Here is an 18681-nt window from a genome sequence, read left to right as displayed (position 1 = left end):
GGAAACGAGACTCGAACTCGCGACCCCGACCTTGGCAAGGTCGTGCTCTACCAACTGAGCTATTCCCGCTTAATCTTCGTTTTTCAGACTGTTATCTGAAATTCTGTGATTAAATTTGTTGCTGTCGTAATTCGCATTTCTGCGTCGTTACGGGAGGCGCATTATACGAGAAATCCTTTCTGCTGCAACCCCCTAAAACGCAATTTTTTCCGTTTTCGTTCTGAGTGTTGAATTTATCAGCAAAGCGTACAATTTAGCGCCAAATTCACCCCGCCGCAAGCACACCCGGCAGGCAAATCGTAAGCCGGATAAGACGCTTCGCTTCGCCATCCGGCAAACACGCCGTTTACAGCTTAATAAAATTCTCGCGGTAATAAGCCAGCTCCGCCACCGACTCGCGAATATCATCCATCGCCTGGTGCGTCCCCTGCTTGGTAAAACCAGCAAGGATTTCCGGCTTCCAGCGACGCGCCAGCTCTTTCAGCGTACTCACATCCAGATAGCGATAATGGAAATAGGCTTCCAGTTCAGGCATGTACTTAAACAGAAAACGGCGATCCTGGCCGATGCTGTTGCCACAAATCGGTGATTTACCTGCCGGAACCCACTCTTTTAAAAATTCAATGGTCGCCAGTTCTGCGGCGCGATCGTCAAACGTGCTGGCTTTTACCCGATCCACCAGACCACTTCCGGTATGGGTACGCACGTTCCAGTCATCCATTAACGCCAGCTGTTCAGCAGACTGATGCACCGCAATCGTCGGCCCTTCCGCCAGGATATTCAGGTTGGCATCGGTCACCAGCGTCGCGATCTCAATAATGCGATCGCGCTCGGGATCCAGGCCGGTCATCTCAAGATCTATCCAAATGAGGTTGTTTTCATTGGCACTCATGCTATTTTCCACCCTTCAGAGGTCACAGTCAGTGTGACTATATTCATCTAAAATAGCGTGTATCATAGATGTTTTGCCCATTGCGGGCGACCAGGAGCCAGTACGATTGAGTAAAAATAAACTCTCCAAAGGCCAACAGCGCCGCGTGAAAGCCAATCACCAGCGTCGTCTAAAAACGTCCACGGAGAAGGCAGACTTCGATGACAACCTGTTCGGCGAGACCGCTGAAGGTATCGTCATTAGCCGCTTTGGCATGCATGCCGACGTAGAATCCGCCGATGGCGAGATTCACCGCTGCAACATCCGTCGCACGATCCGTTCGCTGGTCACCGGCGATCGCGTCGTCTGGCGTCCGGGTAAAGCGGCGGCTGAAGGCGTTAACGTCAAAGGGATCGTCGAAGCCGTACACGAACGCACCTCCGTGCTAACGCGCCCGGATTTCTACGACGGCGTGAAGCCTATTGCCGCCAATATCAACCAAATCGTCATTGTCTCCGCCATTTTGCCGGAGCTGTCGCTCAATATTATCGACCGCTACCTGGTGGCCTGCGAAACGTTGCAGGTTGAACCGATTATCGTGCTCAATAAAATCGATCTGCTGGATGACGAAGGGATGGACTTCGTTAACGAGCAGATGGATATCTATCGCGACATCGGCTATCGCGTGTTGATGGTATCCAGCCATACGCAAGATGGCCTCAAACCATTAGAAGAGGCGCTAACCGGCCGCATCAGCATCTTTGCCGGGCAGTCTGGCGTTGGAAAATCTAGCCTGTTGAACGCCCTTCTGGGCCTACAGGAAGCGATCCTCACCAATGATGTGTCGGATAACTCCGGTCTGGGGCAGCACACCACGACCGCCGCGCGCCTGTATCACTTCCCGCACGGCGGCGATGTGATTGACTCCCCTGGGGTACGCGAATTTGGCCTCTGGCATCTCGAACCGGAACAAATCACCCACGGATTTGTCGAATTTCATGACTACCTGGGCCATTGCAAATATCGCGACTGCAAGCATGATACCGACCCAGGTTGCGCCATCCGTGAAGCGGTAGAAGACGGTAAAATTGCAGAAACCCGTTTCGAAAATTATCACCGCATTCTGGAAAGCATGGCACAGGTAAAAACACGTAAAAACTTTTCTGATATGGACGACTGACAACTACGCTAAGCATCGCTAGAATCGTCCCCTTTTTTCAGGATGCCGGCGTCAATGCCGGTTCAGGAACAACAATGGCCTGGAGGCTACCTTGTTAAACTCATTTAAACTTTCGCTACAATACATTCTGCCGAAACTATGGCTCACTCGCCTGGCGGGCTGGGGCGCAAGAAAACGAGCGGGCTGGCTGACCAAACTGGTTATCGATCTGTTCGTGAAATACTACAAGGTCGATATGAAAGAGGCGCAGAAGCCGGATACCGCCAGCTATCGCACCTTTAACGATTTCTTTGTTCGTCCGCTGCGTGACGACGTCCGTCCGGTGAATACCGATCCAAACGTACTGGTGATGCCGGCTGACGGCGTGATCAGCCAGTCAGGTAAAATCGAAGAAGATAAAATCCTGCAAGCGAAAGGTCACAACTACAGCCTGGAAGCGCTGCTGGCAGGTAACTACCTGATGGCGGACCTGTTCCGCAACGGTTCGTTTGTCACCACCTACCTCTCTCCGCGCGACTACCACCGCGTACACATGCCGTGCAACGGCATCCTGCGCGAGATGATCTACGTACCGGGCGATCTGTTCTCGGTGAATCACCTGACCGCGCAAAACGTGCCAAACTTGTTTGCCCGTAACGAACGCGTGATCTGCCTGTTTGACACGGAATTTGGTCCAATGGCGCAAATTCTGGTCGGGGCGACCATTGTCGGCAGCATCGAAACCGTCTGGGCGGGAACCATTACGCCGCCGCGTGAAGGCGTGATCAAACGCTGGACATGGCCGGAAGGGGAAAGCGAAGGGTCTGTGGCGCTGTTGAAAGGTCAGGAGATGGGCCGTTTCAAACTGGGTTCAACCGTGATCAACCTGTTTGCGCCGGGTAAAGTCACGCTGGCTGAACAGCTACAAAGCCTGTCAGTGACCAAAATCGGTCAGCCGCTGGCCGTTTCTACTGAACTTTTCGTGACCCCTGAAGCGGAACCCGCGCCGCTGCCGGAAGAAGAGATCAACGCCGAACACGACGCCAGCCCGCTGGTTGACGACAAGAAAGACGAAAGTTAAATAAAGGATCGCTGCTGTGCGCCTGATTATCACTTTTCTGATGGCCTGGTGCCTCAGCCTGGGGGCGTACGCTGCGACGGCCCCCGACGCCAAACTGATTGCCCAGGAACTGGAGCAGGCTAAAGCGGCAAAACCCGCTCAGCCAGAGGCCGTAGAGGCCCTCCAGTCTGCGCTGAACGCGCTTGAGGAACGAAAAGGTTCTCTTGAGCGCGCCGAACAATATCAGCAAGTTATCGACAATTTCCCTAAGCTGTCCGCGACGCTACGCGCACAGCTCAATAACTTGCGCGACGAACCGCGCAGCGTGCCGCCAGGCATGTCCACCGATGCGCTAAGCCAGGAGATCCTCCAGGTCAGCAGCCAGTTGCTGGATAAAAGCCGTCAGGCCCAGCAGGAGCGAGAGCGCGCCCGTGAAATCGCCGATTCGTTAAGCCAGCTTCCACAACAGCAAACGGATGCCCGTCGCCAGTTAAATGAGATTGAGCGGCGCATTGGCACCGCCAGCGGCAACTCCCCGCTCAACCAGGCGCAAAATCTGAGTATGCAGGCCGAATCCGCCAGGCTCAAAGCGCAGGTTGATGAGCTGGAACTGGCGCAGCTTTCGGCGAATAACCGTCAGGAACTGGCGCGAATGCGCTCCGAACTGGCGGAAAAACAGAGCCAACAGCTGGATGCCTGGTTACAGGCATTACGCAATCAATTAAACAGCCAGCGCCAACGAGAAGCAGAGCGAGCGCTGGAAAGCACCGAACTGCTGGCAGAAAACAGCGCTGACCTGCCGCCGGGCATTATCGAACAGTTCAAGGTGAACCGCGAGCTGTCACAGGCGCTTAACCAGCAGGCGCAACGTATGGATCTGGTGGCCTCACAGCAACGCCAGGCCACCAGCCAGACGCTACAGGTTCGTCAGGCCCTGAACACCCTGCGGGAACAGTCGCAGTGGTTAGGCGTATCGAATATGCTGGGGGAAGCCCTGCGCGCGCAGGTATCGCGTCTCCCGGAAATGCCCAAGCCGCAGCAGTTAGATACCGAAATGGCGCAGCTGCGCGTACACCGTATGCGCTACGAAGATCTGCTCAACAAACAACCGCAACTGCGTCAGATTCGCCAGGCCGACGGTCAAACGCTGACCTCTGAGCAGAGCCGCATTCTTGACGCCCAACTGCGTACCCAACGCGAGCTGCTGAATTCACTGTTGCAGGGCGGTGATACGCTGATCCTCGAACTCACCAAGCTGAAAGTGTCCAATAGTCAACTGGAAGACGCGCTGAAAGAGGTCAACGAAGCCACTCACCGTTACCTGTTCTGGACGTCTGACGTGAGTCCGATGTCGCTCTCGTGGCCTATCAGCCTCGTTCAGGATCTGCGTCGACTGATCTCACTGGATACGTTCAATCAGCTCGGCAAAGCCAGCATCATGATGCTTACCAGCAAGGAGACGTTGCTGCCGCTGTTTGGCGCGCTGGTGCTGGTTGGTTTTAGTCTCTATTCGCGCAAACATTTCACTCGTTTTCTGGAGCGTTCATCCTCCCGCGTCGGGAAAGTCACACAGGATCACTTCTGGCTGACGCTGCGCACCGTGTTCTGGTCGATTCTGGTCGCCTCCCCGCTGCCCGTACTGTGGGCCACGCTGGGCTATGGGTTGCAGGAGGCATGGCCTTATCCTCTGGCCGTCGCCATCGGCGACGGAGTGACAGCAACGGTTCCGCTGCTGTGGGTCGTCATGATTTGCGCCACCTTTGCCCGCCCTAACGGTCTGTTCGTGGCGCATTTTGGCTGGCCCCGAAACCGTGTCGCGCGCGCCATGCGCTATTACCTGATGAGCATCGGGCTGATTGTCCCGCTCATTATGGCGCTGATTATGTTTGATAATCTTAACGATCGGGAGTTCTCCGCTTCGCTGGGGCGTCTCTGTTTCATCCTGATCTGCGGCGCGCTCGCGATTGTCACGCTGAGCCTGAAGCGCGCCGGTATCCCGCTGTACCTCGATAAAGAGGGCAGCGGCGACAATATGGTCAACAGTATGCTCTGGAACCTGCTGATGGGCGCGCCGCTCATTGCGATCCTTGCGGCCGCTGTCGGCTATCTGGCCACCGCGCAGGCGCTGCTGGCGCGACTGGAGACCTCCGTTGCCATCTGGTTCCTGCTGCTGGTTATCTATCACGTCATTCGCCGCTGGATGCTGATTCAGCGTCGCCGTCTGGCGTTCGATCGCGCTAAGCATCGCCGGGCCGAAATGCTGGCGCAACGTGCGCGCGGTGAAGAAGAACCCGCCCACTCCACCAGCCTAGAAGGGGCCGTCGAAGTGGATGAAAGCGAAGTGGATCTCGACGCCATCAGCGCCCAGTCGCTGCGCCTGGTACGTTCTATTCTGATGCTTATCGCCCTGCTGTCGGTCATTGTGCTGTGGTCGGAAATCCATTCCGCCTTTGGCTTCCTGGAGAATATCTCGCTGTGGGATGTCACCTCCACGGTGCAAGGGGTTGAAAGTCTGGAGCCGATTACGCTGGGCGCGGTGTTGATTGCGATCCTGGTGTTTATCATCACCACGCAACTGGTGCGTAACCTGCCCGCCCTGCTGGAGCTGGCGCTCTTGCAGCATCTGGATCTGACGCCCGGCACCGGCTACGCCATCACCACCATCACCAAGTATCTGTTGATGCTGATTGGCGGGCTGGTCGGTTTCTCGATGATTGGCATTGAATGGTCGAAGTTACAATGGCTGGTCGCCGCGCTCGGTGTCGGTCTGGGCTTTGGTTTACAGGAGATCTTCGCCAACTTTATTTCCGGCTTAATCATCCTGTTCGAAAAGCCGATTCGTATTGGCGATACGGTGACCATTCGCGACCTTACCGGCAGCGTGACCAAAATCAACACCCGCGCCACCACCATCAGCGACTGGGACCGTAAAGAGATTATCGTGCCGAACAAAGCGTTCATCACCGAGCAGTTTATCAACTGGTCGCTGTCGGATTCGGTAACGCGTGTGGTGCTGACCATCCCGGCGCCGTCAGACGCTAACAGCGAAGAGGTGACGCAAATTCTGCTGACTGCGGCGCACCGCTGTTCACTGGTGATCGACAACCCGGCGCCGGAAGTATTCCTGGTTGACCTGCAACAGGGGATTCAGATCTTCGAACTGCGTATCTATGCCGCAGAGATGGGGCACCGTATGCCGTTGCGCCATGAAATCCACCAGTTGATTCTGGCGGGCTTCCATGAGCACGGTATCGATATGCCATTCCCGCCGTTCCAGATGCGCCTGGAAAGCCTGAATGGCAGGCAGACAGGAAGAACGCTGACATCCGCCGCCAGGAAAAGTCGCCCGGCGGGAAGTTTGTAAGCCGTAATAATGCCGGATGGCGGCTTCGCCTTATCCGGCCTACAGAACAGCAATGAACGCGTAGGCCGGGTAACGGCAAAAAGATTACTCCACCGCCCACTGGGGCTGGTTTGCCATCCGGCGGCTGTAGTTCTGATAAATCGCCATCGCTAACAGCGAGAAGAATATCGGGCCGCCGGTCATCCACAGCGCGCTATTCCAGTCCCCGGCTTCAATCACCGGCTGAATGATGGTAAACACATTCGCAAACGTCACCACCAGCACGACCACGCCCGTTGCCAGCATCGTAGAAACATGGGTTTTGAAGATCACAAATGGCCGTTCCAGGCCTTCGCGAGACTTAAAGAACGGGAAGGCCAGCGCGAGGAACAGGTACGGCAACGTCATCGACACGTTCGCCATCAGCGTCAGTTTGTTGTAGAACGCCGACGCGGTATCACCGCCAAAAGAGACCAGCAGAATAAACAGACTCACCAGCAGACACTGCATCCACATTGCGGTAGCTGGCATACCTGCCGCGTTCAGCGTCGTCATCGGCGCAGGCCACAGCGCTTTTGGCGTCCCCTGGATAATGGCCTTCAATGGCGAGTAGCTCAGCGTAAAGAACGCGCCGGTATAGGCAAGGAACATGGAGAGGCCAGTGATACGCGCAAACCAGACGCCGGTCGCCATTGCCGCTTCCGGCGACAGATGCAGCGCGTTACCCAACGTCATCCCCAGGCTTTTCATCAGAATATAGGTGATATTTCCGAGGTTAACGGAGCCATTACTTAATACCTGTTGCCAGTTGGTGCTAACACCCCATAAAAATATCGCCAGCGAATAACCAACGGAAATAACAATTGCCGCAAAAACAATTCCTTTCGCAAAATTCTTTTCCGGCTTTTCTGTTTTATCCACCAGGCCGCCTACCGCTTCAATTCCGCCGTAGGCAAAAATAGCGAAAACAACAAATGAGAGCATGGCCAGGCCGGATTGATATCCGGGATTGGGTGAGGAGACAAAATTAATATTTTCCGCAAAATGCCCACCATTTAATAACAAAATAGCGACACTCACTAACAACAAAACTAAATTAAGACACATCACGGCAATCCCCCCTACTGCCGTAATACGCGCAATTTTATTAATTCCCTTTGATGCGATACAGGTCACCAGAATCATCCAGCCGACGGCGAGCAGACCAACAACCTGCGTCGGTTCAAGCCCGGCGATCCGCCAGTGCTGCGTCATATCTGCACCAAACAAGAACGTAGAGAAAGGCACCCAGACTTTCGCCGCAGTGCTCACCATCCAGATAACATAGGAGGAGAACCACATAAAAGTGCCGATAAACGCATAACGCGGGCCAACGCTATTATTCATCCACGAATAGATTCCGCCTTCTTCTTTTCGATAAGCAGAACCCATTTCAGCCATCATTAAGGCAAATGGAATAAAGAATAATAATGCAGAAAAGATATACCACGGGATCGCGCTATACCCCATTAAATAAAACGCCGACGGGCTATTGGCAAAACCAAAAACGGACGTAAATATCATCAGGATGAGGCCAGCCAGGCTCATCTTCTTTATTGTCTGGTTCATGAAACCATCCCTTACTCTGGGCACGTTGGCTAAACGGCGCTCACCGGTTTGCACTGCCCCTTTGCAGAGGTCAGCAATAAAAATCAACACAGAATTGATACCTGAATGGTATCAAACATCCAGACTTATATTGTGGCTATAAGAGGGGAATTGAAAAAATGTGCTACAAAATGGCGCTCATTGCGCCATTTTGTTTCGCAAAAGAGGGGTTTTCGGATTTATGCCCGATCAACGGTAAAAGCGATAACCTCAGCGAGGCTTTCCGCCCCCAGCGCCAGCATCACCAGACGATCCACGCCCAGCGCCACGCCGGAACAGTCAGGCATCCCCACCTTCAGCGCCTCCAGCAGGTTGTTATCGATAGGCTGCTGCGGTAAGCCTCGCGCGGCGCGCTTACGGTTATCCTGCTCGAAGCGTTGTTGCTGCTCGCGCGCATCCGTCAGTTCGTGGAAACCATTCGCCAGCTCAATACCTTTGAAGTAAACCTCGAAGCGTTCAGCCACCCGATGGTCTTCAGTGCTGATTTGCGCCAGCGATGCCTGGCTTGCCGGAAAATGGTACACAAACGTCGGCTTCTCTTTGCCAATGTGCGGTTCCACGCCCATAGTAAACAGCAGTTGCAGCAGCGTATCGCGATCTTCTTCGGTATCCGCGATATTGCTTAAATCCAGCTTCGCCGCCGCTTCACGCAGTTGAGTTTTATCCGCAGACAGCGGATCAATCTCCAGATGGCGCTGAAACACCTGCTGGTAAGAGAGGCTCTCCGCAGGTTGACATTCCAGCACCTGTTGCAGCAGGTCGTCCACTTCGTTCATCAAACGGTACATGTCGTAGTGGGGACGATACCACTCCAGCATGGTGAATTCCGGGTTGTGATGACGCCCCATCTCTTCGTTGCGAAAGCTACGGCACAGCTGGAAAACCGGGCCACATCCCGCCACCAACAGGCGTTTCATGTGGTATTCCGGGCTGGTCATCAGATAAAGGTTCATGCCCTGAGAGTGGCCTGGGCCGACGAAACGCGTTTCGAACGGGAACAGATGAATGTCCGTTACCGTCGCCTGGCTCATGCAGGGCGTCTCAACCTCCAGCACTCCACGATCGGCAAAGAAACGACGGATCTCCGTCATAATTGCTGCACGTTTTAACAGGTTAGGAATGGACGCGCTCGGCTGCCAGGTTGCCGTTTCGCTCATGGTACTTTCTCCGATTTAAGACAAGGGCACGAAGTCTACTCGTAACACGCCAGTGAAACAAATTTTGTGCGGGAATAATGCGCTCCGCCGGAAAAGTAAAAAAAGTGAAGCCAGGTGGTTTAGTAATTAAATTAATCAGAATCAATGATAAATCGACCCGTTGATGCGCTAAAAAAATCGAACACGTCAAATTTCCCTCACATCCGTAAGACTATACTGTTGTACCTATAAAGGAGCAGTGGAAACGCGTTCGCAACCCGCATCAATCAGGAGTTCAATCTGATGGTGTACGGGGACGAAATAACAACAATCTGGAGGAATGTCGTGCAAACCTTTCAAGCCGATCTTGCCATTATAGGCGCCGGTGGCGCGGGATTACGTGCTGCAATAGCTGCCGCGCAGGCGAATCCTAACGCTAAAATCGCACTGATCTCAAAAGTGTACCCGATGCGCAGCCACACCGTTGCTGCCGAAGGGGGTTCAGCCGCTGTCGCCCAGGATCATGACAGCTTTGACTACCATTTTCACGATACGGTAGCGGGCGGAGACTGGCTGTGTGAACAGGATGTCGTGGATTACTTTGTCCACCATTGTCCAACTGAAATGACGCAACTTGAGCAATGGGGTTGCCCGTGGAGCCGTCGCCCGGACGGCAGCGTCAACGTACGTCGTTTCGGCGGTATGAAAATTGAGCGTACCTGGTTTGCCGCGGATAAAACCGGCTTCCATATGCTGCATACCCTGTTCCAGACCTCTTTGCAGTTCCCACAAATCCAACGCTTTGATGAACACTTCGTCCTGGATATCCTGGTCGATGACGGTCATGCCCGTGGCCTCGTGGCCATGAACATGATGGAAGGCACGCTTGTGCAGATCCGCGCCAACGCGGTGGTGATGGCTACCGGCGGCGCAGGCCGCGTGTATCGCTACAACACCAACGGCGGCATCGTGACCGGCGACGGTATGGGCATGGCGCTGGGCCACGGCGTACCGCTGCGTGATATGGAATTCGTTCAGTATCACCCGACCGGTCTGCCGGGTTCCGGTATCCTGATGACCGAAGGCTGCCGTGGTGAAGGCGGTATTCTGGTCAACAAAAATGGCTACCGCTATTTGCAGGATTACGGCATGGGCCCGGAAACGCCGCTTGGCGAGCCGAAAAACAAATACATGGAACTGGGGCCGCGCGACAAAGTGTCTCAGGCGTTCTGGCACGAATGGCGCAAAGGCAACACCATTTCCACGCCGCGTGGCGATGTGGTTTACCTCGACCTGCGCCATCTGGGCGAGAAAAAACTGCTCGAACGTTTACCGTTCATCTGCGAACTGGCGAAAGCCTACGTGGGTGTCGATCCGGTTAAAGAGCCGATTCCGGTTCGTCCGACCGCGCACTACACCATGGGCGGCATCGAAACCGATCAGAATTGCGAAACCCGCATTAAAGGTCTGTTTGCCGTTGGCGAGTGCTCCTCTGTGGGTCTGCACGGCGCTAACCGTCTGGGTTCTAACTCTCTGGCGGAACTGGTGGTCTTTGGCCGTCTGGCGGGCGAACAAGCAATGGAACGCGCCTCAACCGCAGGCACGGCTAACGACGCCGCGCTTGATGCGCAGGTTGCGGGCGTTGAACAACGTCTGAAAGACCTCGTTAACCAGGAAGGCAACGAGAACTGGGCGAAAATCCGCGATGAAATGGGCCTGTCGATGGAAGAAGGTTGCGGTATCTACCGTACGCCGGAACTCATGCAGAAAACCGTGGATAAGCTGGCGGAGTTGCAGGAACGCTTCAAGCGTGTTCGTATCACCGATACCTCCAGCGTATTCAACACCGACCTGCTGTACACCATCGAGCTGGGTCATGGTCTGAACGTAGCGGAATGTATGGCGCACTCCGCGCTGGCACGTAAAGAATCACGCGGCGCTCACCAGCGTCTGGACGAAGGCTGCACCGAGCGTGACGACGTCAACTTCCTCAAACATACCCTCGCCTTCCGCGATGCTGATGGCACAACTCGCCTGGAATACAGCGACGTGAAAATCACCACTCTGCCACCGGCAAAACGTGTGTATGGCGCTGAAGCGGAAGCCGCCGATAAGAAGGAGAAGGCGTAATGGCTGAGATGAAAAACCTGAAAATTGAGGTGGTGCGCTATAACCCGGAAACCGACACCGCGCCGCACAGTGCTTTCTACGAAGTGCCTTACGATGAAGCGACGTCGTTGCTGGATGCGTTAGGCTACATCAAAGATAACCTGGCGCCAGACCTGAGCTACCGCTGGTCCTGCCGTATGGCGATCTGCGGTTCTTGCGGCATGATGGTCAACAACGTGCCAAAACTGGCGTGCAAAACCTTCCTGCGTGATTACACCAAGGGTATGAAGGTTGAAGCCCTGGGGAACTTCCCGATCGAACGCGATCTGGTCGTCGATATGACGCACTTTATCGAGAGCCTGGAAGCGATCAAACCGTACATCATCGGCAACCCGCGTACGCCGGATCAGGGGCCAAATACCCAGACCCCGGCGCAGATGGCGAAGTATCACCAGTTCTCCGGTTGCATCAACTGTGGTCTGTGCTACGCCGCGTGCCCGCAATTCGGCCTGAACCCTGAGTTCATCGGCCCGGCTGCGATCACGCTGGCGCATCGTTATAACGAAGACAGCCGCGACCACGGTAAGAAGGAGCGTATGGCGCAGTTAAACGGTCAGAACGGCGTATGGACCTGTACCTTCGTGGGCTACTGCTCCGAAGTCTGTCCGAAACACGTCGATCCGGCTGCGGCCATTCAGCAGGGTAAAGTGGAAAGTTCGAAAGACTTTCTTATCGCCACCCTGAAACCACGCTAAGGAGTGCAACATGACGACTAAACGCAAAGCCTATGTGCGGCCAATGACGTCCACCTGGTGGAAAAAACTGCCGTTTTATCGCTTTTACATGCTGCGCGAAGGCACGGCGGTTCCGGCAGTCTGGTTCAGCATTGAACTGATCTTCGGCCTGTTTGCCCTCAAACATGGCGCGGAATCCTGGATGGGCTTCGTTGGCTTCCTGCAAAACCCGGTAGTGGTGATCTTAAACCTGATCGCCCTGGCGGCAGCCTTGCTGCACACCAAAACCTGGTTTGAGCTGGCGCCAAAAGCCGCCAACATCATTGTTAAAGACGAAAAAATGGGGCCAGAGCCGATCATTAAAGGTCTCTGGGTTGTTACTGCGGTTGTCACCGTAGTCATACTGTATGTTGCCCTGTACTGGTAAGGAGTCCGGGATGATTAATCCAAATCCAAAACGCTCTGACGAACCCGTATTCTGGGGCCTGTTCGGTGCAGGTGGTATGTGGGGCGCGATTATTGCGCCGGTAATGGTTCTGTTGGTGGGTATTCTGCTGCCGCTGGGACTTTTCCCGGGCGATGCGCTGAGCTATGAACGCGTACTGGCGTTCGCCCAGAGCTTCATTGGCCGCGCGTTCCTGTTCCTGATGATCGTCCTGCCGCTGTGGTGCGGTTTACACCGTATGCACCATGCGATGCATGACCTGAAAATCCATGTGCCAAGCGGCAAATGGGTATTCTACGGTCTGGCGGCGATTCTGACCGTTGTCACGGCAATCGGCATCCTCACAATCTAAGCCATACGCCCTCTTATCTGCGCGATAAGAGGGCGCTTTTTTATTTCCCCTTCCCCCTTATTTTTCCCGCCAGGTTCTACACTTAGAAAAAACCGCTAAGGAAAATCCCATGCGCCTGCTGCCTGTCGTTGCCGCCGTTACCGCTGCGTTTCTGGTCGTCGCGTGTAGCACGCCTGTCCCGCCCAGGGGCGTTACCGTTGTCACTGACTTTGATGCCAGACGCTACACTGGCACCTGGTATGAAATCGCGCGTTTCGATCACCGCTTTGAAAGCGGTCTTGAAAAAGTGACGACAACCTACAGTCTGCGGGACGACGGTGGTCTGAACGTCCTCAACAAAGGCTACAACCCGGACAGGGGCATGTGGCAGAAAACAGAAGGGAAAGCCTGGTTTACGGGCGACCCCAGCCGCGCCGCGCTGAAAGTATCGTTCTTCGGCCCTTTCTACGGCGGGTATAACGTCATTGCGATCGACAGAGAGTACCGCCATGCGCTGGTGTGCGGCCCGGATCGCGACTACCTGTGGATACTCTCACGCACGCCGACGCTCTCCGAAGAGATGAAGCAGCAGATGCTGGCCGTCGCGACCCGGGAAGGGTTTGATGTCAGTAAATTAATCTGGGTAAAACAACCCGGCGCTTAACGCTTTTCCCGGAGGATTAGTGAGCACTGAGCTTCAGCCCAATAATCCCCGCTACGATCAGTGCAAGGCTCGCCAGACGCGCAGGACTGGCGGATTCGCCAAGCAGCAAAATACCGGTGATGGCAGCCCCTACCGCGCCGATGCCCGTCCAGACCGCATAGGCAGTACCGACAGGCAGGGTTTTCATCGCCCATGACAACAGCGCCATACTGACAATCATCGCCGCAATGGTAATGACGCTGGGCGTCAGGCGACTGAATCCGTGGGTATATTTCAGGCCGACCGCCCAAACGACTTCAAGCAGACCCGCAATGAACAAAATTATCCAGGACATATCTGGCTCCAGAAAAATGGGGCCGTCCCCGGTGAAAGATACATTTGCAGGTCGTCCTGCAAAGCAGAGGTGTGAGAAAGCATTTTTGCCTGCGAAAAAATCAAATTCAACCCTTTTATTTTCCGCCGTTGCAAAAGCATGAATTGGGCGCAATTCGCAGCGCAGTTCACGCATTCGACGCTCATCGGACTTCTCTATGATGAGACGCTTTCTGAGGTCAGGAAGCCATCGCCTACTTCTGGATGCGGAAAGTTTATGTTAAAAATTTTAGTGATTGACCGCTGCCATTTCACCCGCACGGGGATAGAGGCCTGGCTTAATCATTCTGGCTTATTTGATTCTTCGTTCCTGGTATCAGGGTTGAATAACCTGCTACTGGCAAAAGAGCATATTTCCCAGTGGAAACCTCATCTGGTTATCGCTGACTTATATAGTTTTTTCAACTACAGCCACTCTTTTAAGCCAGCAGAGCCGCTCCTGATGGCCTGCGGAGCCACGCCTTTAATTTTGCTGCAATCGTACCAGGCCGATAGCGACCCGCTGTATCAGGTTCATGCCGTAGTGTCGAAACAGGCCACGCTGCATGAGCTATCGCGGAATATTCAGGACGTGCTGCTTGCCCAGTCCGTTACTGACACGCCAAAAACCGCCACGCCGTTGCTTACGCCGCAGGAGGAAAAGGTGCTGACAATGTGGATGGAAGGTGCGGGAAACAACGCAATCGCGGCTGCGCTCGGTATTCACGGCAAAACGGTCTACACCTACAAACGCAATATCCGTATGAAATTACATATGGATAATCGCTACTCGCCGTTTTTATCCTTACCGGAGCAAATCAATTAACGGTACGACGCCACGCCGTACCGTTCACATTTATTGCTGGGCTCTGGTCGCGGCGCCTGAAATGGCGCTGCCGCCTTCAGAGATATCCTGCCCAACGCCGCGTGTTGTATTACACGCAGTTAGCACGGAAGAAAGCACCAAAACAGAAAAGATCGCTGCAATTGTTTTCTTAACCATAACGTCTTCCTTTTCTAGCCAATGTTGTTTGTGTATAGCCACTTAAGCATAGACAAGATCCCGCAATGTGACGGGCGTTCGACGATTTTTTAAGACACCTGGAAGTAATTAGCTGGCAGCGTGAGAGATAGAATTGCCGAGATGTTTGATGTCTTCACCAAAGCCACGCGCGGTATTACACCCCGTCAGCAACGCGCCGGTGAAAAGGATGAGTGCTACAAGACTGATAAGACGTTTCATCATTCCTGCCCTGGAAAAGGTATGGCGCAGCTCAATGCCGCACCATAAATTCAACTTAGCAAATTGCTGACAAACTCCACGTCTGTTTTACCGGATGGCGGTAATACCCATGCGTCACGCAGTCGCCGTAGGCCCGATAAACTTGCGCCATCGGGCATTTCAGACGTTGTCATCAATCTTAATATCAGCGTCTTATTTAACGCGGGATACGTATTCGCCAGAGCGCGTATCCACTTTGATCACTTCGCCAATCTGGACGAACAGCGGAACTTTAACCACTGCGCCAGTAGACAGCGTAGCCGGTTTGCCGCCAGTACCTGCGGTATCGCCTTTCAGGCCTGGATCGGTATCTACGATTTCCAGTTCAACAAAGTTCGGCGGGGTCACGGTGATCGGCTGGCCGTTCCACAGGGTCACGATGCACTCAGCCTGATCCAGCAGCCATTTCGCGCTGTCGCCGATCGCTTTGGCGTCAGCAGACAGTTGTTCGAACGTTTCGTTGTTCATGAAGTGCCAGAACTCACCGTCGTTGTACAGGTAAGTCAGGTTCATATCGACAACATCAGCACCTTCAGCAGAGTCGGTGGATTTGAAGGTTTTCTCTACACGAGTGCCGGTCAGCAGGCGGCGCAGTTTAACGCGTGCGAATGCCTGGCCTTTACCCGGTTTAACGAATTCACTGGCTTCAACCGCATAAGGTTCGCCGTCCAACATGATTTTAAGACCAGCACGAAAATCGTTGCTATAGTACGTTGCCATAAGGCCCTCTGAAAATTGTTAACTGGTAGCTAAGCCACAAAATGGCGCATATTGTAACCCTAAATACCCCATCCAGAGAAGATTGGTTAGCGCAACTTGCCGATGTTGTGACCAATCCCGATGAACTACTGCATCTTTTGAATATAGACGCAGATGAAAAACTGTTGGCCGGACGCGACGCCAAACGCCTGTTCGCCCTGCGCGTACCGCGATCTTTCATCGCGCGTATGGAGAAAGGCAATCCCAACGATCCGCTTCTGCGTCAGGTACTTACCTCACAGGACGAATTCGTAACCGCCCCCGGTTTTTCCACCGACCCGCTGGAAGAGCAGCACAGCGTCGTGCCCGGATTACTGCACAAATACCGCAACCGTGCGTTGCTGCTGGTAAAAGGCGGATGCGCGGTAAATTGCCGCTACTGCTTCCGTCGCCACTTCCCGTATGCGGATAATCAGGGCAACAAACGCAACTGGCAGGTCGCGCTGGACTACATCGCCGCACACCCTGAACTGGATGAGATCATCTTCTCCGGCGGCGATCCTTTGATGGCGAAAGATCACGAACTGGACTGGTTGCTTACGCAACTGGAAGCGATCCCGCACATCAAACGGCTGCGTATCCACAGTCGTTTGCCGATCGTGATCCCCGCGCGCATTACGGATGGGCTGGCAGCCCGCTTTGCGCGCTCTTCTCTGCAAATTCTGCTGGTGAATCACATCAACCACGCCAACGAAATTGACGACACGTTCCGTCAGGCCATGACGACGCTGCGCAACGCGGGCGTTACCCTGCTCAACCAGAGCGTACTGCTACGCGGGGTGAACGATAACGCGCAAACGCTGGCAAACCTCAGCAATGCGCTGTTTGACGCCGGCGTCATGCCCTACTACCTGCATGTACTGGATAAAGTTCAGGGCGCGGCGCATTTCATGGTGAGCGACGATGAAGCGCGGCAAATTATGCGTGAACTGCTGACGCGGGTATCCGGTTATATGGTGCCCAGACTGGCGCGTGAAATTGGCGGGGAGCCGAGCAAAACACCATTAGATTTGCAGTTACGCCAGCAATAATTGTTCAAACGAGTGTCCGGTTTCGGACACTCGCCCTTAAAATCGCTTATTTGAATCCGTTCATATAGCGCGACGCTTTCCATATTATGTTATTTTAATAACATAACACAGCAAATATATTTAAAAATTATATATTGATTCAAATTAAGTTACCTGATTAATAATTGGTTAGGGAGAACCTTTATGGCGATGAGTATCAAAGGCGTTAATACGGGCGTTATTCGCAAAGCGAATGAGTTTATTGCGCTGGCATTAAAAATAAAAGAACCGAGGAATAAAGAGTCGTTGTTTTTTCTGACGGCGCTGGAATTAAGAGATCTGCTGATCGCTCTGGAAAGCAGGCTGCACCAGAAGCATCACCTGTCCCCCAACGCTCGCCAACAATATGAAAAAGCACGGGATAGAGTCAGTAAAAAAATGCTTGAGAGTATTCCGGCCATTCAGGAAGAGGAACTCAAAAACGCAGATATTAATCGCCGGGTGAATACATTAACGCTGGTAGACGACCAGAGCGAAAATGTCATGCTTTCTTTTACGCTGCATGACGGTAAAACATGCGAGCTGATGATTAATGAATTACAGATTGACGTTCTGGTGCGCGCAATTATTCGCGCTATAGATAATGCCGGTATGCGTGAGCTGGTGCTGCGTATTACATCACTACTGGATTTTCTGCCATTATATGATGCCGACTGTCTGGATAACGGTAATCTGGAATATGACGCCTACGCGCAACCTGAATGGAAGCACAATCTCTTCAGCCATTATCTGGCGGTGCTCTATCGTTATACCGATGAGACAGGTAAAACACATTTTAGCGGCGCCGTGGTGAAAAACCGCACCCCTTCTGGCAGCAAAGAGGCAGAGGCCATTTCACGCCGACTGCTTGATTTCAGCCCACGGCTGAAGAAGCTGGCCGGGAAACCGTGCCAGGTGTTTGTCAGAACGCTAACCGCTGATAAGACGCACAAACTCACTCAGGAGCAGTGCCTGCGCGCGTTGCATCATTTACGCGTGCAGTCGGTCGAGAAAGCGAAAAACGCCTGATGGCGCTGCGCTTATCCGGCCTACGATCACATACGCCTGTATAGACCCACTGTATTACACAAAATCATTCAACCTGCATCGCAGCGGCAAGCGAAGAAATCCCCAGCAGCACAGATAACTATGTGACTGGGGTTTCACAGCGCAGCCAACAAAGAGGCAGGTTGAAGAATGAAGTGTAATCAGTTAGGGCACTTATAAACCTGACCGTTCATTTCACTGGCAGTCGGGACAAAGCTGGACAACATTCCCTGCGTTGGGCTGCTGACGCCATAAATCACATTTCCGCCCATTGCCGCAGCCTGGTTACGCAGGTCGTTCGCTGCACCACGCATGGAGCCGCCCTCTTCACCGTGCTGACCAGAAAGCCAGTTGCTTTGCTTACCGGTCGCAGTGCCGATCAACTGGCATTCTGCGCCAGGCTTGTCTTCCACAAAACGCACACTTTGCCCGGCAGCGGTCAGTTGGTTGCTGGAGCTACAACCCGCCATCAGCAGCGCAGCACCGACGATCCCTGCTAAATATTTTACGTGCATGTTATTCCCCATAATCAATGAGCTGGACGCCACTCACGTCGTCCATGTCTGAATCTTATACTAAAAAGATGACCAAAAGAAAAACCCCCGAACATTTCTGCCCGGGGGTTTCTAAATTCTGGGAGATGAGCACCCAAATCATTCTGGTTGCAGGGAGGCGGCCAGTTTGTTAATCCCCA

19 protein-coding genes are annotated in these 18681 nt (G+C 53.7%); 11 read left to right on the top strand and 8 right to left on the bottom strand.

Features of this window, described 5'->3' with window-relative positions:
- Positions 1-346: 346 nt before the first annotated feature.
- Positions 347-892, bottom strand: a complete 546-nt coding sequence (gene orn, locus OGX81_RS22030; RefSeq protein ID WP_049011514.1) for an oligoribonuclease — start codon at positions 890-892, stop codon at positions 347-349.
- Positions 893-998: 106 nt separating this feature from the next.
- On the opposite strand from orn, the gene rsgA reads away from it, so the two are divergent.
- The 3 genes from rsgA to mscM all read left to right on the top strand — a co-directional run bounded on the left by rsgA (position 999) and on the right by mscM (position 6454).
- Complete coding sequence (rsgA, locus tag OGX81_RS22025; protein WP_104867864.1) at positions 999-2051, top strand: small ribosomal subunit biogenesis GTPase RsgA; 1053 nt, start codon at positions 999-1001, stop codon at positions 2049-2051.
- A 91-nt stretch (positions 2052-2142) separates the two neighbouring features.
- On the top strand, positions 2143-3111 hold the full coding sequence (gene asd / locus OGX81_RS22020) for an archaetidylserine decarboxylase (RefSeq protein ID WP_012134448.1): 969 nt from the start codon (positions 2143-2145) through the stop codon (positions 3109-3111).
- A gap of 16 nt (positions 3112-3127) precedes the next feature.
- Complete coding sequence (gene mscM, locus OGX81_RS22015) at positions 3128-6454, top strand: miniconductance mechanosensitive channel MscM (protein ID WP_024130797.1); 3327 nt, start codon at positions 3128-3130, stop codon at positions 6452-6454.
- Positions 6455-6538: 84 nt separating this feature from the next.
- Here mscM and yjeM read toward each other — a convergent pair whose 3' ends face one another.
- The gene (gene yjeM / locus OGX81_RS22010) at positions 6539-8041 is read right to left on the bottom strand and encodes a glutamate/gamma-aminobutyrate family transporter YjeM (protein ID WP_049011512.1); all 1503 of its coding nucleotides are present in this window, start codon (positions 8039-8041) and stop codon (positions 6539-6541) included.
- A 218-nt stretch (positions 8042-8259) separates the two neighbouring features.
- Positions 8260-9237 (bottom strand): elongation factor P--(R)-beta-lysine ligase, encoded by a 978-nt coding sequence (epmA, locus tag OGX81_RS22005; protein ID WP_012134451.1) that lies wholly within the window; start codon positions 9235-9237, stop codon positions 8260-8262.
- Positions 9238-9561: 324 nt separating this feature from the next.
- Between epmA and frdA the strand changes: the two genes are divergently transcribed.
- The 5 genes from frdA (at position 9562) to OGX81_RS21980 (ending at position 13499) form a co-directional block, all read left to right on the top strand.
- Entirely contained in the window at positions 9562-11346 is a 1785-nt protein-coding gene (gene frdA / locus OGX81_RS22000) for a fumarate reductase (quinol) flavoprotein subunit (protein WP_047459485.1), read from the top strand.
- Positions 11346-12080, top strand: coding sequence for a fumarate reductase iron-sulfur protein (gene frdB / locus OGX81_RS21995; protein ID WP_104867865.1), 735 nt, complete (start codon positions 11346-11348; stop codon positions 12078-12080). Before frdA ends, frdB begins: the two co-directional genes overlap by 1 nt.
- A gap of 10 nt (positions 12081-12090) precedes the next feature.
- Complete coding sequence (gene frdC, locus OGX81_RS21990) at positions 12091-12486, top strand: fumarate reductase subunit FrdC (RefSeq protein WP_012134454.1); 396 nt, start codon at positions 12091-12093, stop codon at positions 12484-12486.
- Between the two features lie 10 nt (positions 12487-12496).
- A complete protein-coding gene (frdD, locus tag OGX81_RS21985) occupies positions 12497-12856 on the top strand; it encodes a fumarate reductase subunit FrdD (RefSeq protein ID WP_012134455.1) in 360 nt (119 codons plus the stop codon).
- A gap of 109 nt (positions 12857-12965) precedes the next feature.
- Positions 12966-13499 (top strand): lipocalin family protein, encoded by a 534-nt coding sequence (locus tag OGX81_RS21980; protein WP_012134456.1) that lies wholly within the window; start codon positions 12966-12968, stop codon positions 13497-13499.
- Positions 13500-13515: 16 nt separating this feature from the next.
- On the opposite strand, the gene sugE is transcribed toward OGX81_RS21980, so the two are convergent.
- A complete protein-coding gene (sugE, locus tag OGX81_RS21975) occupies positions 13516-13833 on the bottom strand; it encodes a quaternary ammonium compound efflux SMR transporter SugE (protein ID WP_012134457.1) in 318 nt (105 codons plus the stop codon).
- Between the two features lie 255 nt (positions 13834-14088).
- On the opposite strand from sugE, the gene OGX81_RS21970 reads away from it, so the two are divergent.
- The gene (locus OGX81_RS21970) at positions 14089-14676 is read left to right on the top strand and encodes a LuxR C-terminal-related transcriptional regulator (protein WP_286487644.1); all 588 of its coding nucleotides are present in this window, start codon (positions 14089-14091) and stop codon (positions 14674-14676) included.
- 30 nt (positions 14677-14706) lie between these two features.
- Here OGX81_RS21970 and ecnB read toward each other — a convergent pair whose 3' ends face one another.
- From ecnB to efp, 3 genes are all read right to left on the bottom strand, one after another.
- On the bottom strand, positions 14707-14853 hold the full coding sequence (gene ecnB, locus OGX81_RS21965; protein ID WP_024130801.1) for a lipoprotein toxin entericidin B: 147 nt from the start codon (positions 14851-14853) through the stop codon (positions 14707-14709).
- 108 nt (positions 14854-14961) lie between these two features.
- The gene (gene ecnA, locus OGX81_RS21960) at positions 14962-15096 is read right to left on the bottom strand and encodes a lipoprotein antitoxin entericidin A (RefSeq protein ID WP_024130802.1); all 135 of its coding nucleotides are present in this window, start codon (positions 15094-15096) and stop codon (positions 14962-14964) included.
- A 189-nt stretch (positions 15097-15285) separates the two neighbouring features.
- Entirely contained in the window at positions 15286-15852 is a 567-nt protein-coding gene (gene efp / locus OGX81_RS21955) for an elongation factor P (protein WP_012134461.1), read from the bottom strand.
- Positions 15853-15893: 41 nt separating this feature from the next.
- Here efp and epmB point away from each other — a divergent pair, with 41 nt between their 5' ends.
- Entirely contained in the window at positions 15894-16922 is a 1029-nt protein-coding gene (gene epmB, locus OGX81_RS21950; protein ID WP_104867866.1) for an EF-P beta-lysylation protein EpmB, read from the top strand.
- Between the two features lie 183 nt (positions 16923-17105).
- Positions 17106-17969, top strand: a complete 864-nt coding sequence (locus OGX81_RS21945; RefSeq protein WP_071257322.1) for a YjeJ family protein — start codon at positions 17106-17108, stop codon at positions 17967-17969.
- 179 nt (positions 17970-18148) lie between these two features.
- Here the strand turns inward: OGX81_RS21945 and OGX81_RS21940 are convergent, their stop codons facing one another.
- On the bottom strand, positions 18149-18502 hold the full coding sequence (locus OGX81_RS21940; protein WP_024130803.1) for a DUF4156 domain-containing protein: 354 nt from the start codon (positions 18500-18502) through the stop codon (positions 18149-18151).
- Positions 18503-18681: the final 179 nt, after the last annotated feature.

The organism is Citrobacter sp. CK206, from assembly GCF_030333125.1.
GTDB classification, from domain to species: Bacteria; Pseudomonadota; Gammaproteobacteria; order Enterobacterales; family Enterobacteriaceae; genus Citrobacter_B; species Citrobacter_B koseri.
This window is presented reverse-complemented; position numbering and strand designations above follow the sequence as displayed.